The sequence below is a fragment of the Thiobacillus sp. SCN 63-57 genome, from assembly GCF_001725555.1.
Lineage (GTDB): Bacteria > Pseudomonadota > Gammaproteobacteria > Burkholderiales > Thiobacillaceae > Thiobacillus.
Genome location: NZ_MEGP01000037.1, coordinates 1 through 16,993 on the forward strand (window position 1 = coordinate 1; position 16,993 = coordinate 16,993).

Below are 16,993 nucleotides of genomic sequence, written 5' to 3' on the forward strand. Positions count from 1 at the left end.
CAAGGGCGTGGTGCGCGTGATCTGTGACGATCCGCGCCACAAGCAGCGCCAGGGCTAAACTGCCAAGTTTGTATCCGAGTCGACCCAAAGATGGGTTGACGTGTTATAATTTTTTGTTTTGCGTTCGGAGCTTTGCGAATGGCTCGTATTGCAGGGGTTAATATCCCGAATCATCAACACGCGGTTATTGCGTTGACCGCCATTTACGGTATCGGCCGGACCACCTCCGGCAAGATTTGCGACGCGACGGGTGTTGCCCGTACGTCCAAAATCAAGGACCTGTCCGAAGCCGAAATGGAGCGCTTGCGTGAAGGCGTGGCCAAGTTCACGGTCGAGGGCGACCTGCGCCGTGAAATTACCATGAACATCAAGCGTTTGATGGATCTTGGCTGCTACCGTGGCTTCCGCCATCGCAAGGGTTTGCCAGTCCGTGGTCAGCGCACCCGTACCAATGCGCGTACCCGCAAGGGCCCGCGCAAGGCCATCAAAAAGTAAAGGTTAATCATGGCTACTAAAACAGCAGCGCGTGTACGCAAAAAGGTCAAGAAGAATGTCGCGGAAGGGATTGCGCATATTCACGCCTCGTTCAACAACACCATCGTGACCATCACCGACCGTCAGGGCAATGCCTTGTCGTGGGCGACGGCGGGTGGTGCGGGCTTCAAGGGGTCGCGCAAATCGACACCGTTTGCGGCGCAGGTTGCGGCCGAAAACGCCGGCAAGATGGCGCAGGAATACGGCGTCAAGAACCTGGAAGTGCGGATCAAGGGCCCTGGCCCCGGCCGCGAATCCACCGTGCGTGCGCTGAATGCGCTGGGTTTCAAGATCGTCGCGATCTCGGATGTGACCCCGATTCCGCATAACGGTTGCCGTCCCTCCAAAAAGCGTCGTATCTAATTTCCAGGGAAAATCATGGCTCGTAATCTTGATCCCAAATGCCGTCAGTGCCGTCGTGAGGGCGAAAAGCTCTTTCTGAAAGGCGAAAAGTGCTTTACCGACAAATGCGCGATTGAACGTCGTGCCTATGCGCCTGGTCAGCATGGCCAGAAGAGCGGTGCACGTCTCTCCGGTTACGGCGTGCAACTGCGTGAAAAACAAAAAATCCGCCGCATCTACGGCGTTCTCGAAGGCCAGTTCCGCCTGACCTACAAGCGCGCGGAAAGCCGCAAGGGCGTGACTGGTGAAAATCTGCTGTCCATGCTCGAGTCGCGTCTGGATTCGGTGTGCTACCGCATGGGCTTTGGCGCGTCGCGTACCGAGGCGCGTCAGGTGGTCCGCCACAACGGCATTACCGTGAACGGTCGCCGGGTCAATATCCCGTCGTATCAGGTTCGCGCAGGCGATGTGGTCGAGGTGGTGGACAAGGCGAAAGCCCATCTGCGTATCAAGGCGGCTGCCGAAGCGACCGCAGCGCGTGGCTATCCTGAATGGGTCGAGGTCGATGCGAAGGCGCTCAAGGGCACTTACAAAGCGGCCCCGCAACGCTCGGAACTGCCGTCGACGATCAATGAGTCGCTGGTCGTCGAGTTGTACTCCAAATAAGCTGAGACGGTCTTAAGGAAACGCACTTTATGCAAAGCGCTACGGAATTTCTCAAGCCGCGTATTGTGGAGGTGGATCGCGCCTCCCCGCTGCATGCCAAGGTCATCATGGAGCCCTTCGAGCGTGGCTATGGCCATACGCTCGGCAACGCGCTGCGTCGTATTCTGTTGTCTTCCATGGTTGGCTATGCGCCGACCGAAGTCGCCATCAGCGGCGTGGTTCACGAATACTCGACCATTGAAGGCGTGCAGGAAGATGTCGTCGACATCCTACTGAACCTCAAGGGCATCGCATTCAAGATGCACGGCAAGTCCGAGGCATTGCTGAAAGTCTCCAAGGCCGGCGAAGGCGTCGTGACCGCGGGCGACATCGAGGTCGGCCACGACATCGAAGTGCTGAATCCCGATCACGTAATTGCTCACCTGACCAAGGGTGGCAAGCTGGACATGGAAATCAAGATCGAAGCGGGTCGCGGTTATCAGCCGGCCACTACGCGCAAGGTTTCGGATGAAACCCGCGCCGTCGGTTCGATCCTGGTCGATGCCTCGTTCAGCCCGGTGCGCCGTGTCGCCTACTCGGTCGAGAGCGCCCGCGTCGAGCAGCGGACCGACCTCGACCGTCTGGTGATCGATATCGAAACCAATGGTGTGGTCGAGCCGGAAGAAGCCGTGCGTACCGCCGCCCGCATCCTGGTGAACCAGCTGTCGGTGTTTGCCGATCTGGAAGGCACCCCGGCCGAGTCCGAGTCGCCGCGTTCGCCGCAAGTCGATCCGCTGCTGCTGCGTCCGGTCGACGATCTCGAGCTGACCGTGCGTTCGGCCAACTGCCTGAAAGCCGAGAACATCTATTTCATCGGCGATCTGATCCAGCGTTCCGAGACCGAACTACTGCGCACCCCCAACCTGGGTCGCAAGTCGCTCAACGAAATCAAGGATGTGTTGGCCTCCAAGGGGCTGTCCTTGGGCATGAAACTTGAGAACTGGCCGCCCGCAGGACTTGAGCGCCCCTGATTTACTGAACCGAAATCAACAATAAAGTGCGGGTCGCCGTGGCTGGCGGCCTAGCCCAAGAATACTGTCTGAAAGGAATAAGCCATGCGTCATCGTCAATCCAATCGCAAACTGAACCGTACCACCAGCCATCGCTTGGCCATGTTTCGCAACATGAGTGTGTCGCTGCTGAAGCACGAAGTCATCAAGACCACGCTGCCGAAGGCCAAGGAGCTGCGCCGCTTCGTCGAGCCACTGATCACCCTGGGCAAGGAGCCTAGCCTGTCGAATCACCGCCTGGCATTCGACCGCCTGCGCGACCGCGACATGGTCGTCAAGCTGTTCGGTGAGCTGGGTCCCCGTTACAAGACGCGTCCTGGTGGTTATCTGCGCATTCTGAAATATGGCTTCCGGAATGGCGATAACGCACCGATGGCGCTGGTCGAACTGGTCGATCGCCCCGATACCGATACGGCGGCGGTTGACGTCGAGTAAGGTGTCAGCGATATTTCGCTATAAAAAGCCGGGTCATCCCGGCTTTTTTCATGTCCGGGCCGGCTGCAATAGGCCGGAGGGAGATCGAGGGCTTGCCGCTAGTTCGGTCCGTCAGGCATAGTCACCCTTCCCGGTCCCTGTCGAATTGGAAAGCACGTGATCGTTCTCTTCACCGATTTTGGAACTCGAGATCCCTATGTGGGGCAGGTCAAGGCGCGCCTGGCGGAACATGCGCCCACCCAGCAGGTGGTGGATCTCCTGCATGAGGCCCCCGATTTCAATCCACATGCGGGCGCACATCTGCTTGCCGCGTTCGCGACCGTTTTTCCGCCGGGCAGCACGTTCCTGGCAGTGGTAGACCCGGGGGTGGGCACGCCGCGCCGCACGGCCGTAGTACTGGCAGGCGGGCGCTGGTTTGTCGGACCTGACAACGGCCTGTTGTCCGTCATCGCCGCACGTCATGCCGATGCCCGGTTGTGGCGCATTATCTGGGAACCCGAGGATGTGTCTCCAACCTTTCATGGGCGCGACCTGTTTGCGCCGATCGCGGCCGAGATTGCACGCGGCGACTTCCCGACCGATAAACTGACATCGATCGAAGCACTCGACGTTGAATTCGACGCAGGGGATCTGGCACGTGTCATCTACATCGATCACTACGGCAACGCCTGGACGGGTATGCGCGGGGTGCCACAGAACGCCCATGTCAGTGCAGCAGGTGAACGGTTCAAGCACGGAGAGAGTTTCGGTCTGGTCAGCAAAGGCGACGGATTCTGGTTCATCAATAGCGTGGGGCTGCTCGAACTGGCAGTCAATCGCGGAAGCGCCGCCACGACGTATGGCTTGGCGGTCGGCGACCCGGTCCAGGTTCAACGCCTGAACTGAATCGTGTTTTGCAAAGCCGTCACTCCAGACCAATCACGAGCGCACGGTAATCGTTGACATTGGTACGGGTGGGGCCAGTGACGACGAGATCGCCTAGGGCGGAAAAGAAACCGTGACTGTCGTGCGCAGTGAGCCGGCCCTCAGCATCGAGTTCCAGCGCGCGTGCGCGTACCAGGGTGTCCGGTGTGAGCAGAGCGCCCGCATTGTCTTCGCTGCCATCGATTCCGTCCGTGTCACAGGCGATCGCCCAGGCGGGCGTCTCGCGCAGCGCGAGCGCCAGGGCCAGCAGAAATTCGCTATTGCGGCCTCCCAGACCATGCCTGGGCTGCAAGGCGACGGTGGTTTCTCCGCCGGAGATGAGGGCGAGCGTCTGTCGACGTGCCAGTGAATGCACCAGTGCGGCATGCTGACGCGCCACGCTTTGTGCATCGCCCCTGACCTTGTCCGAAAGCAGCAAAGCGGGAATCCCGTGCTGTTCGAAATATCGGACGGCCGCCATCAGGCTGCCATGCGCGCTTGCGATCACACGGTTCTCCATCCTGGCGAAGCAGGCGTCCCCCGGCTTGGGCGTGTCCGGCAGGCGCCCTGCGGCACAGGTTTCAAGATGGTGCCTGACGCCTTCCGGCGGCGTGATCCGCAACCGCTGCAATTGGTCGAGGGCGTCGACGCAGGAACTGGCGTCGGGTGCGCAGGGACCGGATGCGATGGAGCCCGGATCGTCGCCGACCACATCGGAAATGATCAGCGCCAGTCCGTGGGCCGCTTGGGCCGCCTGAGCCAACTGGCCACCCGATAGGCGGGTGAGATGCTTGCGCACGGTATTGATGTCGTGAATGCTTGCGCCAGCATGCAGAAGTGCCCTGGTCACCTGACGCAGTTCCTTCAGGGTCACGCCTTCGACTGGCGCAGCGAGCAGGCTGGAGCCGCCTCCCGAAACCAACACCAGCAAGAGATCGTCCGGACCCAGTTGACGGCTCATGTCCAGCATACGCAGGGCGGCCGCTTCGCCGCGCCCGTCGGGCAGCGGATGACTGGCTTCGACGACCTCGATGCGGCGGGTAGGTAGACCGTGCAGATAGCGTGTGACGACCAGCCCGGACAGCGGTGCGTCCGCTGGCCAGTGGGCCTCGACGGCAACCGCCATGCTGGCAGCGGCCTTGCCGCCACCGACCACCAGCGTACGGCCGCGCGGTGGCGACGGCAGATGCGATGGCAGGATATGCCCGGGGTCGGCTGCGGCTACCGCAGCCTGGAATGAGCCCAGCAGCAGCGAGCGTGGATCCATGTAGCGAAATCGAAAAGGCGAGACCAAATTGTAGGGGCTACGTTTTGAGATGGCGCTCGCCGGATTTCAAAATGAAAACGGCCAGGAAGTCCTGACCGTTGAGTATTTGAGCGCCTGGATTACTCCTTGGCGGCGTCTTTGGCCTTATCGGCCATTTCCTGTGCCTTGTCTGCGCCTGCAGATGCAGCATCGGCAGCACTCTGGGTGGCCGTGGCGGCTGCGTCTTGGGTGGACTCGGCCGCTGACGAGGCAGCCGCGCTTGCGGCATCGGCTGCTGACTTGGCCGCTTCCGCAGTCGAATCTGCTGCGGCGCCTGCGGCTTCCTTGGCCTGATCCATGGCAGGGGCGGCAGCCTCTTGCGCTTTTTGGCATGCAGTGAGGGCAAGTGCGGCGAGAAGTGCGACGAGAAGTTTGGATTGCATGGAAAGTCTCCCTGGTGTGCGTAGAAAAATGCAGAGTTAATTTTCTGCAAATCTATTTCTAGTGCAAAAGCCCGATGAAACAAGCCTCGGCACGGCGCGGCCTGCTTTACGATTTTCCCGTCAGAACGATTCGTCGTCGCGCAGATAGCGCCACTGTCCGGGAGGGAGCTCGCCCAGCCGCACCCGGCCGATGCGCACGCGCTTGAGTCCCACCACTTTCAGTCCGACCAGTTCGCACATGCGGCGGATCTGGCGCTTGCGGCCTTCCTTCAGCACAAAGCGCAACTGGTCGGCGTTCTGCCAACTCACTTTGGCCGGGCGCAGTCTGCGGCCATCGAGCGAGAGGCCGTGATTGAGCAGCGCGAGCCCCTTTTCATCCAGTCGGCCCTCGACCCGCACAAGATATTCCTTCTCGATCCCGGAATCCTCGCCGATCAGCTGCTTGGCAACGCGTCCGTCCTGGGTCAGCACCAGCAGGCCGGTGGAGTCGATGTCGAGCCGGCCGGCGGGCGCCAGGCCTTTGAGGTGGGAGGGGTGGAATGCCTGCCCGGCGCGCCCACTCTGCCACAGCGTGTCGGGGCGGATCAGGACGACGGCCGGCTGGTAACCCGGCTCAGGCTGGCCGGAGACATAGCCGACCGGCTTGTGCAACAGGATCGTGACGCGCTGCTGCTGCTGCGCACTGGCGGCGTTGTCCAGGCGGATCGCGCAATCGGGGTCGACCTTGGTGCCGAGTTCGCTGACCCGGCGGCCGTCGACGAATACGAGCCCTTTTTCGATATAGCTGTCGGCCTCGCGGCGCGAGCAAAGGCCGCGCTCGGACATCAGCTTGGAAAGACGGACCGGTTCAGCCATGTCAGTGCTTGGACAACACCGGCTGCAGGTATTGGCCGGTATGGCTGGCCGGGTTGTCGGCCACGGCCTCCGGCGTGCCCTCGGCGATGATCATGCCGCCGCCGGCGCCGCCTTCCGGGCCGAGGTCGATCAGCCAGTCGGCGGTCTTGATGACGTCGAGGTTGTGCTCGATGACGACCACGCTGTTGCCGGCATCCGAGAGTCGCTGCAACACCTTCAGCAGCAGGTCGATGTCGGCGAAATGCAGGCCGGTGGTCGGTTCGTCGAGAATATAGAGCGTGCGACCGGTGTCGCGCTTGGACAGTTCGAGCGCGAGCTTGACGCGCTGCGCCTCGCCGCCCGACAGCGTGGTGGCCGACTGCCCGAGGCGGATGTAGCCGAGGCCGACGTCGAGCAGCGTCTGGAGCTTTCTCTTGACCACGGGGACCGCGGCGAAGAATTCGTGCGCCTGCTCGATGGTCATCTCCAGCACGTCGCGGATCGTCTTGCCCTTGTACTGCACTTCCAGCGTTTCGCGGTTGTAGCGTGCGCCATGACAGACGTCGCATGGCACGTAGATGTCGGGCAGGAAGTGCATCTCGACCTTGATCACGCCGTCGCCCTGGCAGGCCTCGCAGCGTCCGCCCTTGACGTTGAAGCTGAATCTTCCCGGCCCGTAGCCGCGCGCGCGCGCCTCGGGCACGCCGGCGAAGAGCTCGCGGATCGGCGTGAACAGGCCGGTGTAGGTCGCCGGGTTAGAGCGCGGGGTGCGGCCGATCGGCGACTGGTCGACGTTGATCACCTTGTCGAAGAACTCCAGCCCCTGGATGTCGTCGTGCGGCGCGGGCTCGGCCGACGAGCCATACAGGTGGCGCGCGACGGCGGTGTAGAGCGTGTCGTTGATCAGCGTCGACTTGCCCGAGCCCGACACGCCGGTGATGCAGACGAACAGACCCACCGGCAGATTCAGCGTGACGTGCTTCAGGTTGTTGCCGCTGGCATTCGTCACCACCAGCTGCCGTTCGGGATCGGCCTGGCGGCGTTTTTTCGGAATGGCGATGCGGCGCCGGCCGGACAGGAATTGCCCGGTGAGCGAGTTCTTGCTGAGGCGGATTTCCTCCGGCGTGCCCTCGGCCACCACTTCACCACCATGCACGCCGGCGCCGGGCCCCATGTCGACCACGTAGTCGGCGGCGCGGATCGCGTCCTCGTCGTGCTCGACCACCAGCACCGAGTTGCCGATGTCGCGCAGATGCTTGAGCGTCGCCAGCAGGCGGTCGTTGTCGCGCTGGTGCAGGCCGATCGAGGGTTCGTCGAGCACGTACATCACGCCGGTCAGGCCGGAACCGATCTGGCTGGCGAGGCGGATGCGCTGCGACTCGCCGCCGGAGAGCGTGTCGGCGGAACGGTCGAGCGACAGGTAATCGAGGCCGACGTTGTTGAGGAAACCGACGCGGGCGACGATTTCCTTGACGATCTTGTCGGCGATCTGCGCGCGGTGGCCTTCGAGCGTCAGCGATTCGAAAAAGCCCAGCACCTGTTTCAGCGGCATCGCGCTCACTTCGTAGATCGGCACGCCGCCCACCATCACGTGGCGCGCCTCCTCGCGCAGCCGTGTGCCGTGGCAGGACGGGCAGGGTTTGTTGTTCTGGTACTTGGCGAGTTCCTCGCGCACCGCCATCGAGTCGGACTCGTGGTAGCGCCGCTCCATGTTGGCGAGCACGCCCTCGAACGGATAGCTTCTCGTCGTGTAACCGCCGCGCGGCGCCAGCGTCTGGAAGGCAATCGCTTCCTTGCCGCTGCCGTTTAGGATGACGTCCTGGATGCGCGCCGGCAGCGATTCCCACGGCGTGTCGAGGTCGAAGCCGTAATGCATCGCCAGGCTCTGCAGCATCATGTAGAAGAACTGATTGCGCTTGTCCCAGCCCTTGATTGCCCCGCTTGCCAGCGACAGGTGCGGGAAGGCGACCACGCGCGCCGGGTCGAAGAAGGTGATCTGGCCGAGGCCGTCGCAGGTGGTGCACGCGCCCATCGGGTTGTTGAAGGAGAACAGGCGCGGCTCCAGTTCGGGCAGCGCGTAGCTGCACACCGGGCAGGCGAACTTGGCGGAGAACAGATGCTCCTTGCCGGAGTCCATTTCCACCGCCAGCGCGCGGCCGTCGGCGTGTCTGAGTGCGGTTTCGAAGCTTTCGGCCAGGCGCTGCTTGGCGTCTGCCCGCACCTTCAAGCGGTCGACCACCACTTCGATGGTGTGCTTCTTGTTCTTGTCGAGCTTGGGCACGGCGTCGATCTCGTGCACCTTGCCATCGACCCGTACCCGCACGAAGCCCTGCGCGCGCAGTTCGGCGAAGAGCTCGAGGTTCTCGCCCTTGCGTCCCACCACCAGCGGCGCCAGGATCATCAGTTTGGTGTCATCGGGCAGCGCCAGCACCGCGTCGACCATCTGCGACACCGTCTGCGCCGCCAGCGTGATGCCGTGCTCGGGGCACTGCGGATCGCCGACGCGGGCATACAGCAGGCGCAGGTAGTCGTGGATTTCGGTGACGGTGCCGACGGTCGAGCGCGGGTTGTGGCTGGTCGCCTTCTGCTCGATCGAGATTGCAGGCGAGAGGCCCTCGATCAGATCGACGTCGGGCTTCTCCATCAACTGCAGGAACTGACGCGCATAGGCCGACAGCGATTCGACGTAGCGCCGCTGGCCCTCGGCGTAGAGCGTGTCGAACGCGAGCGAGGACTTGCCCGAGCCCGACAGCCCCGTGATCACCACCAGCTTGTTGCGCGGCAGATCGAGGTTGACGTTCTTCAGGTTGTGGGTGCGGGCGCCACGGATGCGGATGAATTCCATTGGTCAGGGTGCGTGAGGCGTAATTCGCAACCTGCTAATATAACGGACTTCACGAATTCGCCGAATTCCGCCGTGGCTCAAATCGACCTTTCAGAAAGCATGACCCGCGCTGAAAAGCGCGCCACCTCAGGCTTGGCAGCGATTTTCGGTCTGCGCATGCTGGGCATGTTCCTGATCCTGCCGGTGTTCGCGCTGTATGCCGAACATCTGCCGGGCGGCGACAACCACACCCTGGTCGGGCTGACGCTTGGCATGTACGGCCTGACCCAGGCATTGCTGATGATCCCTTTCGGGATGGCGTCCGACCGCATCGGCCGCAAGAAAGTGATCATTTTCGGCTTGATCCTCTTCGCGATCGGCAGCTTTGTGGCCGCCACAGCGCCCGACATCTACTGGACGATTTTCGGCCGCGCCATTCAGGGTGCCGGTGCGATTTCCGCCGCCATCACCGCCATGCTGGCCGATCTTACCCGTGAGGAACACCGCACCAAGGCGATGGCGATGATCGGCTCGACCATCGGCCTCGTATTTGCCGCGTCGATGGTGGCGGGGCCGACGCTCAATCACCTCATCGGCGTGCCGGGGATTTTTGCGCTGACCGGCGTGCTTGCGCTGGCTGCCATCTGGGTGGTGAAAATCTGGGTGCCCGATCCCCTGATCAGCCATTTTCATGCCGACGCCCAGGCCAACCCGGCACGATTGAAAGACGTATTGCATGACGCCCAGTTGCTGCGCCTCGACTTCGGCATTTTTGCCTTGCATGCGGCGCAGATGGCGATGTTCGTCGTGGTGCCGGTGGCCCTCAAGAACAGCGGCCTGCCGCCAGCTCACCATTGGATGGTCTACCTGCCCGTGCTGCTGGGTTCGTTCCTGCTGATCGTGCCGGCCATCATTTATGGTGAGAAGCACGGCAAACTGAAACCGGTGTTCATCGGCGCGGTAGCGCTGATGTTGCTGGCCCAGCTGGGAATGGCGTTCGGCATCGGACATTTCTGGGGCATCGTAGGGGCGCTGTTCTTTTATTTCGCCGCCTTCAATCTGCTCGAAGCCAGCCTGCCGTCGCTGATTTCCAAACTGGCCCCCGTGTCGGCCAAAGGTACCGCGATGGGCGTGTATAACACCGCACAGGCACTGGGATTGTTCTTCGGGGGCGTCTTCGGCGGCTGGCTGGCGCAGCATGTCGGGTTTTACGCCGTGTTCCTGTTCTGTGTGGTCCTGATGGCGGTCTGGCTGGCGCTGAGCCTGTCGATGACCGCCCCGCTCGCGATCAAGACCCGCATGTTCCGCGTCGGGACGATGCCTGCGGACCAGGCCGCGCTGTTGAAAACGAAACTGGCGGCGGTGGCCGGCGTGGTGGAAGCCGTGGTGCTGGCCGAAGAAGGCGTGGCCATGCTCAAGGTCAGCCTGCAGGGCTGGGATGAAGCCGCCGCCCGCATCCTGCTGGAAGCCACGGGCGCCTGACAGGCTGGCCTGATAGAATCCGCAACACGACAACGCTTACATCCAGGGGAAAACATGGCATCCGTCAACAAAGTGATTCTGGTCGGCAACCTCGGGCGCGATCCCGAAATGCGCTACCTGCCGAGCGGAGAGGCCGTCGCCAACCTTGCCATCGCCACCACCGACAAATACAAGGACAAAACCGGTCAGATGGTCGAGCAGACCGAATGGCACCGGGTCAGCTTCTTTGGGCGTACCGCCGAAGTGTGTGGGCAATACCTGAAGAAGGGCAGCCAGGTCTACGTCGAGGGCAGCATCCGCACCCGCAAGTACACCGACAAGGAAGGCATCGAGAAATACGCCACCGAAATTCGCGGCGACCGCATGCAGATGCTGGGTGGGCGTAGCGGCGGCGGGATGGCCGACATGGACGACGGTTCCTACAATCAGGCAGCACCCGCAAGCGCCCCGCGCAGCCAGCCGCGCAGCAGTGCGCCTGCCGCCGCGCAGCGTCCGGCCAGTAGTGGCTTTGACGACATGGACGACGATATTCCGTTCTGATTTCCGGCGGGTAGGATGGCCAGCCGTTAGCCCTGGAAATACATAAATAAACAGGGTGGATAGGGAGACGGTGCGCAGCGCACCGGTATGCGGTGATCAGCAGACCACACACGATATTCAGGGGATGGATGGGCGCACTGTTGATAGGCGCCGTTTTGGCGGGTGCCCAGCAGGCGAGGGCGGCAGTGACCGAGTCCGACTTTCTCGACGATCTGCCGGTAGTGCTGTCGGCGTCGCGCCTGTCCCAGCCGGTGAGTGAGGCACCCGTTGCCGTGACCGTCATCGATCAGGAGATGATTCACGCATCGGGGTTTCGCGACATCCCCGATCTCCTGCGCCTCGTGCCAGGCTTCTCGGTCGCCTATACGCGCGACAACACATGGGCTGCCGGTTATCACGGCCTGGGCGACGCGTTCTCGCGGCGTTTTCAGGTGCTGGTCGATGGGCGTTCGATATACAGTCCGCATTATGGCGCCGTGAACTGGACCGATCTTCCGCTTTCCATCGACGATATCGAACGCATTGAAGTGGTACGCGGGCCGGATGCCGCGATCTATGGCGCCAATGCTTTCGCGGCGGTCATCAACATCATCACCAAGACGGCGGCGCAGGTCGCGGGGGAATTCGTTTCCTTGCAGCTCGGCGAACAGGGCATGCGTGGCGCGACGGTGCGCCATGGCGGAGGTGACGGCGCATTGCGCTATCGCCTGACCGCCTCGACCCAGCAACGCGACCGCTTCGAGCGGGACATCACCAACAAGATAGCTGACGGGGCGGGCGACAACGGGCAATACTTCGAGGCCAGCAAGACTACTTTTCTCAATGGGCGCATGGATTGGCAGTTATCCGCGAATTCCGATGCGATGGCGCAGTTCGGCCTGTCTCAGGGCGACTGGAGCGCCGGCAAGCAGGTAAGCGATCCGAAGGGTATTCTTGAACCGCGTACGCAGGATTCGCGGGCGATGTATCTACAGTTGGCGTATCACAAGGTGGAATCCGCGCGCCGTGAGTGGCGATTGCAGGCCTACTATGCCCAGAACCGCTTCGATGCCAATGCGCTGGCGGATTTGACTGCTCTCGGTATCGGCGCGGTGAATGTCGACCAGTATCTGTTGCAGACGCGCAGCAACATCGAACTGCAGGTGAACGAGCAATGGCGCCCCAATCTGCGCGGGGTGTGGGGCGGCGAAGTACGTCAGGAAACCGTTACCAGCCCACAGAATTACAATTCCGGCCGGGAATGGAGCGGCGAGCTTGCGCGCGTGTTCGGCAATCTCGAGTGGCGCCCGCATGAGCGGGTGCTGCTGCAAGGTGGAGCCATGCTGGAGCACCACTACTTTACGGGCATCGATATTTCTCCGCGTGTCGCAGCCAATTTCACCCTGACGCCCGGGCACGTCATCCGCCTGGGAATTTCGCGTGCCTATCGCTCGCCCACGTTCTTCGAAGAGAAGGGTAACCAGGTTTATGTGCTGCAATCCGGCGCGGTGGCCGATGTGGTGACGGTGCCGTCCGACGGCCTTGCGCCCGAACGCGTCCTGTCGCGCGAGATTGCCTATGTGGGATTTTGGCGCCCGGCCCGGCTCGAAATGGATGTGCGGCTGTTCCAGGACAAGATCGACGACTTTATCGGCCAGGACAAGTATGACTTCGCCCCCTCGGACGATGGCGGAATCCGGCCCAACGAGTTCAAGTACGCGAATATCGGCAGCGCCAGATCTCACGGCGGCGAGATCCAGCTGCGCTGGCGGCCCGTGCATGCGCTCGATCTGAGCGCGCACTATTCACGCGTGTTTCTGGAGGCGCATTTTGGAGGGGCTGGCATCCACAACGTCATCAATTTCAACAAGGACGTCCCCGTCTCCGCACCGCGCAACACCTGGGGCCTGCTTGCCAGCTACCGTCTGGATCATGGCTGGGAAGCAAGCATGGGCGTGTGGCGCAGCGATGCGATGAAATGGCTGTCCGAAGGCGACCTCACCGCTGCCTACAATCGCATGGACCTGCGTGTGGCGCGACGCTGGAAATGGCTGGGACGCGACATCGAGGCATCGGTGGTCGGGCAGAGCCTGCTCGGCAATTACCAGGAGTTTCGCGATACCAATATTTTCAGCCGCCGTGTCTATGGCAGCCTCAGTCTGGGCTGGTGACAGGCGCTTCCGGTGGCTTGGCTGGATGGGTCTGACGGGGGATTTTCAGCCGCTGTTTGGGGACTTGTGTCCATCTGGGTATAATTCCGCAACTTCTTGATTGTCGGAGAATTTTTATGCCGATTTATGCCTACCAATGCACCGCCTGCGGCTTCGCCCAGGATGAAATGCAGAAAGTGTCTGATGCGCCGCTGACGGTGTGTCCCTCTTGTGGCCAAGCCACTTATGCCAAGCAGGTGACGGCGGCCGGTTTCGCCCTGAAGGGAACCGGCTGGTATGCCACCGATTTCAAAGGCGGCGGCAGCAAGCCTGCGGAAACGAAGTCCGAGGCACCTTCGCCCGCCTGCGGCACGGGTGCGTGTCCGGCGTGTAACTGACGAGGCCAGAAAACCGGGAAGCGGACGGTGCGAGCCGTCCGCTTCTTCGTTTTTGATTGAATTGCACGTATGAAGCGTTATTTCATTACCGGCCTGCTGATCTGGGTGCCGCTGGGGGTGCTGCCGGCCGCGTGGCAGCCCGAGGCCTGGCTTGGGCTGCGGATTCCTGGCCTGGGCGTGATCCTGACGTTGTTGATCATCATGCTGACCGGCGTGTTTGGCGCCAATTTCTTCGGCCAGAAGATCATCGACTTCTGGGAGCGGCAATTGACCCGCATCCCGGTGGTGAAGACCATCTACGGCAGCGTCAAACAGGTGTCCGACACGCTTTTGTCGGGCAGCGGTCATGCCTTCCGCAAGGTGCTGCTGGTGCGTTATCCGCATCCGCAGGCGTGGTCGCTGGCGTTTCAGACCAATCTTCCGGACGAAGTGGCGCGCGTGCTGCCAGAGGAACACGTCGCGGTGTTCATCCCCACCACGCCGAGCCCGGTCAACGGATTCTATTTTTATGTGAAAAAGAGCGAGGTCGTCGAACTGGATGTGTCGGTCGATCGCGCATTGAAATACATCGTCTCGATGGGCGTCGCCTCCGGCGAGTCGGGACGGGGCAGTTACTAGGAAAACCACTATGCGTACACATTACTGCGGCGCCGTCACGGCCGCCGACATCGGCAATACCGTCATCTTGTGCGGCTGGGCGCACCGCCGGCGTGACCACGGCGGCGTCATCTTCATCGACCTGCGCGACCGTGAAGGCATGATGCAGGTGGTGATCGACCCCGACACCCCGGAGGCATTCAAGCTGGCCGAAGACGTGCGCTCCGAGTTCGTGCTGAAGATCGAGGGGCTGGTGCGGCCGCGCCCCGCAGGCACTGAAAATCCCAACATGACCACCGGCATGGTCGAACTGCTGACCAAAAAGCTGGACGTGCTGAACCCTTCGCTGACACCGCCCTTCCAGATCGACGACGACACCATCAACGAGAACATCCGCCTGCAGTATCGTTACCTCGACCTGCGCCGCGAGCCGATGCAGAAGAACCTCAAACTGCGCTACCGCGTGTCCAAGATCATGCGCGACTATCTCGACGCGCACGGCTTTATGGAAGTCGAAACGCCGATGCTGACGCGCTCGACGCCCGAAGGCGCGCGCGATTACCTGGTGCCGAGCCGGGTGCACGACGGCATGTTCTACGCGCTGCCGCAATCGCCGCAACTGTTCAAGCAACTGTTGATGGTGGCGGGTGTCGACCGCTACTTCCAGATCACCAAGTGCTTCCGCGACGAGGATCTGCGCGCCGACCGCCAGCCCGAGTTCACCCAGGTCGACCTGGAAACCTCGTTCATGGGCGAGGAAGAGATCATGAACCTGGTCGAGGGCATGATCCGCGACATGATGAAGAAGGCGCAGGACATCGACCTGCCCGCCGCCTTCCCGCGCATGTCCTACGCCGAGGCGATGAATAAATATGGATCAGACAAGCCCGACATGCGGGTGACGCTGGAAATCGTCGACGTCGGCGACGCGATGAAGGACGTCGCCTTCAAGGTGTTCTCCGGCCCGGCGAACGACCCGAAAGGACGCGTCGCCGCGTTGCGCATCCCTGGCGGCGCCGCGCTCTCGCGCAGCGAGATCGACGGCTATACCGAGTTCGTCAAGATCTACGGCGCCAAGGGCCTGGCCTACATCAAGGTCAATGACGTCAGCCAGCTGAACGAAGCCGGCCTGCAGTCGCCCATCGTCAAGAACCTCTCCGAAGCCGCCTTGCGTACGGTGATGGAGCGGACCGGCGCGGCGAATGGCGATCTGATCTTCTTCGGCGCCGACCGCGCCAAGGTGGTCAACGACGCACTCGGTGCGCTGCGCCTGAAAATCGGCCACGAGAAGGGCCACGTCGATGGACGCGCCTGGGCGCCGCTGTGGGTGGTCGATTTCCCGATGTTCGAATACAACGAGGATGAGAACCGCTGGGATGCGCTGCACCACCCCTTCACCGCGCCCAAGGACGGCCACGAGGACTGGCTCGCCACCGATCCGGGCAAGTGCCTGTCGAAGGCCTACGATATGGTTCTGAACGGCTGGGAAGTCGGCGGCGGCTCGGTGCGTATCCATAAAGAGGAGGTGCAGGAGAAGGTGTTCGCAGCGCTGAACATCGGCGAGGAAGAGCGCCGCGAGAAATTCGGCTTCCTGCTCGATGCCCTGCAGTATGGCGCCCCCCCGCACGGCGGCCTGGCATTCGGCCTTGATCGCCTGGTTACCCTGATGACCGGCGCCGAGTCGATCCGCGACGTCATCGCCTTCCCCAAGACCCAGCGCGCCTCCTGCCTGATGACCAACGCGCCCAACGTGGTGGACGAAAAACAACTGCGCGAACTGCATATCCGGCTGCGCAACACCGCGCCCACGGAGAAGGCGGCGGGATGAAATTCGCCGACACCCTGAAAACCCTGCCAGAGTTTTCGGGCGAGACACTGGTATTGAGCGACTCCACCGGCGCCGAGATTGCGACGATCGCCAATGCACCCGGTACCGCCGGGTCGTTCCGGGTGTATGCCTATCTCGCGCAGGAATACGGCATGATCAATGCCGAGGCCGCCGCAGAAGGCTTGGCGATTTTCGCCGAACACACCGAGGATGCCAGTCGCCACCCTGGCAAGCACCCCAATATCGACCGTTTGATCGCCATCCTGGCGACGGGTGTTCCGCTCAACGCCCGCATCGTTTGATCGTGCATAAAATCCCTGTCTCGGTGCTGGTCGTCATCTACACGCAGGACGGCCAGGTGCTGCTGATGGAACGCGCCGATGCACCGGGCCTCTGGCAGTCGGTGACGGGCTCGCAGGACGAAGGCGAAACGCTGATTGAGACCGCGATCCGCGAAGTGCGCGAGGAGACCGGGCTCGACGCCAGCCAGTTCGAATTGACCCCCTGGGACATTGAAACCCGCTACGAAATTTACGAGCGTTGGCGCCACCGCTATGCGCCAGGCGTGACCCACAATACTGAGCACGTGTTCGGCCTGCGCCTGCCCGGGCCGTTGCCGATCACGCTGGCGCCGCGTGAGCATCTGCGTTATGTGTGGCTGCCCTGGGATGTGGCGGCTGAGCGCTGCTTTTCATCCAGCAATGCAGCGGCGATTCGCCTGCTGCCCACGCGCCTATAATGGG

At 62.2% G+C, this 16,993-nt stretch carries 19 protein-coding genes; 15 read left to right on the top strand and 4 right to left on the bottom strand.

Annotated features, from left to right (window positions below; all coding sequences use genetic code 11):
- From rpmJ to ABT23_RS13315, 7 genes are all read left to right on the top strand, one after another.
- Positions 1 to 58: 50S ribosomal protein L36 (gene rpmJ / locus ABT23_RS14820; RefSeq protein WP_366366912.1), on the top strand; the 58-nt coding region annotated here is incomplete at its 5' end.
- 80 nt (positions 59 to 138) lie between these two features.
- Positions 139 to 495 (top strand): 30S ribosomal protein S13, encoded by a 357-nt coding sequence (rpsM, locus tag ABT23_RS13290; RefSeq protein WP_018507856.1) that lies wholly within the window; start codon positions 139 to 141, stop codon positions 493 to 495.
- Between the two features lie 9 nt (positions 496 to 504).
- The gene (gene rpsK, locus ABT23_RS13295; RefSeq protein WP_011310940.1) at positions 505 to 897 is read left to right on the top strand and encodes a 30S ribosomal protein S11; all 393 of its coding nucleotides are present in this window, start codon (positions 505 to 507) and stop codon (positions 895 to 897) included.
- A gap of 15 nt (positions 898 to 912) precedes the next feature.
- Positions 913 to 1,542, top strand: a complete 630-nt coding sequence (gene rpsD / locus ABT23_RS13300) for a 30S ribosomal protein S4 (protein ID WP_296636232.1) — start codon at positions 913 to 915, stop codon at positions 1,540 to 1,542.
- A 29-nt stretch (positions 1,543 to 1,571) separates the two neighbouring features.
- Complete coding sequence (gene rpoA, locus ABT23_RS13305; protein ID WP_296636235.1) at positions 1,572 to 2,552, top strand: DNA-directed RNA polymerase subunit alpha; 981 nt, start codon at positions 1,572 to 1,574, stop codon at positions 2,550 to 2,552.
- Positions 2,553 to 2,636: 84 nt separating this feature from the next.
- Positions 2,637 to 3,026 carry a 50S ribosomal protein L17 gene (gene rplQ / locus ABT23_RS13310; protein ID WP_296636237.1) on the top strand — a complete coding sequence of 130 codons (390 nt, stop codon included), beginning with the start codon at positions 2,637 to 2,639 and terminating at the stop codon, positions 3,024 to 3,026.
- A 156-nt stretch (positions 3,027 to 3,182) separates the two neighbouring features.
- Positions 3,183 to 3,911: an SAM-dependent chlorinase/fluorinase gene (locus tag ABT23_RS13315; protein WP_296636240.1), complete on the top strand. Its 729-nt coding sequence runs from the start codon at positions 3,183 to 3,185 to the stop codon at positions 3,909 to 3,911.
- A gap of 19 nt (positions 3,912 to 3,930) precedes the next feature.
- On the opposite strand, the gene ABT23_RS13320 is transcribed toward ABT23_RS13315, so the two are convergent.
- The 4 genes from ABT23_RS13320 to uvrA form a co-directional block, all read right to left on the bottom strand.
- Complete coding sequence (locus tag ABT23_RS13320; RefSeq protein ID WP_296636243.1) at positions 3,931 to 5,196, bottom strand: glycerate kinase; 1,266 nt, start codon at positions 5,194 to 5,196, stop codon at positions 3,931 to 3,933.
- 119 nt (positions 5,197 to 5,315) lie between these two features.
- A complete protein-coding gene (locus ABT23_RS13325; RefSeq protein ID WP_296636245.1) occupies positions 5,316 to 5,618 on the bottom strand; it encodes a hypothetical protein in 303 nt (100 codons plus the stop codon).
- A gap of 120 nt (positions 5,619 to 5,738) precedes the next feature.
- On the bottom strand, positions 5,739 to 6,473 hold the full coding sequence (locus ABT23_RS13330; protein WP_296636247.1) for a pseudouridine synthase: 735 nt from the start codon (positions 6,471 to 6,473) through the stop codon (positions 5,739 to 5,741).
- A 1-nt stretch (position 6,474) separates the two neighbouring features.
- Entirely contained in the window at positions 6,475 to 9,297 is a 2,823-nt protein-coding gene (gene uvrA, locus ABT23_RS13335) for an excinuclease ABC subunit UvrA (protein ID WP_296636249.1), read from the bottom strand.
- Between the two features lie 99 nt (positions 9,298 to 9,396).
- Between uvrA and ABT23_RS13340 the strand changes: the two genes are divergently transcribed.
- From ABT23_RS13340 to nudB, 8 genes are all read left to right on the top strand, one after another.
- Positions 9,397 to 10,758 carry an MFS transporter gene (locus tag ABT23_RS13340; RefSeq protein ID WP_296636251.1) on the top strand — a complete coding sequence of 454 codons (1,362 nt, stop codon included), beginning with the start codon at positions 9,397 to 9,399 and terminating at the stop codon, positions 10,756 to 10,758.
- Between the two features lie 54 nt (positions 10,759 to 10,812).
- On the top strand, positions 10,813 to 11,298 hold the full coding sequence (gene ssb, locus ABT23_RS13345) for a single-stranded DNA-binding protein (protein ID WP_296636255.1): 486 nt from the start codon (positions 10,813 to 10,815) through the stop codon (positions 11,296 to 11,298).
- 185 nt (positions 11,299 to 11,483) lie between these two features.
- Positions 11,484 to 13,448: a TonB-dependent receptor gene (locus ABT23_RS13350; RefSeq protein WP_296636257.1), complete on the top strand. Its 1,965-nt coding sequence runs from the start codon at positions 11,484 to 11,486 to the stop codon at positions 13,446 to 13,448.
- Positions 13,449 to 13,564: 116 nt separating this feature from the next.
- Complete coding sequence (locus ABT23_RS13355; RefSeq protein ID WP_296636260.1) at positions 13,565 to 13,825, top strand: FmdB family zinc ribbon protein; 261 nt, start codon at positions 13,565 to 13,567, stop codon at positions 13,823 to 13,825.
- A 69-nt stretch (positions 13,826 to 13,894) separates the two neighbouring features.
- The gene (locus ABT23_RS13360; protein WP_296636262.1) at positions 13,895 to 14,443 is read left to right on the top strand and encodes a DUF502 domain-containing protein; all 549 of its coding nucleotides are present in this window, start codon (positions 13,895 to 13,897) and stop codon (positions 14,441 to 14,443) included.
- Positions 14,444 to 14,453: 10 nt separating this feature from the next.
- Entirely contained in the window at positions 14,454 to 16,250 is a 1,797-nt protein-coding gene (gene aspS / locus ABT23_RS13365; protein WP_296636265.1) for an aspartate--tRNA ligase, read from the top strand.
- Positions 16,247 to 16,552 (top strand): DUF2322 family protein, encoded by a 306-nt coding sequence (locus tag ABT23_RS13370; RefSeq protein ID WP_296636267.1) that lies wholly within the window; start codon positions 16,247 to 16,249, stop codon positions 16,550 to 16,552. The genes aspS and ABT23_RS13370 overlap by 4 nt, the downstream gene beginning before the upstream one ends.
- Complete coding sequence (gene nudB / locus ABT23_RS13375) at positions 16,549 to 16,989, top strand: dihydroneopterin triphosphate diphosphatase (RefSeq protein ID WP_296636270.1); 441 nt, start codon at positions 16,549 to 16,551, stop codon at positions 16,987 to 16,989. The genes ABT23_RS13370 and nudB overlap by 4 nt, the downstream gene beginning before the upstream one ends.
- Positions 16,990 to 16,993 lie beyond the last annotated feature (4 nt).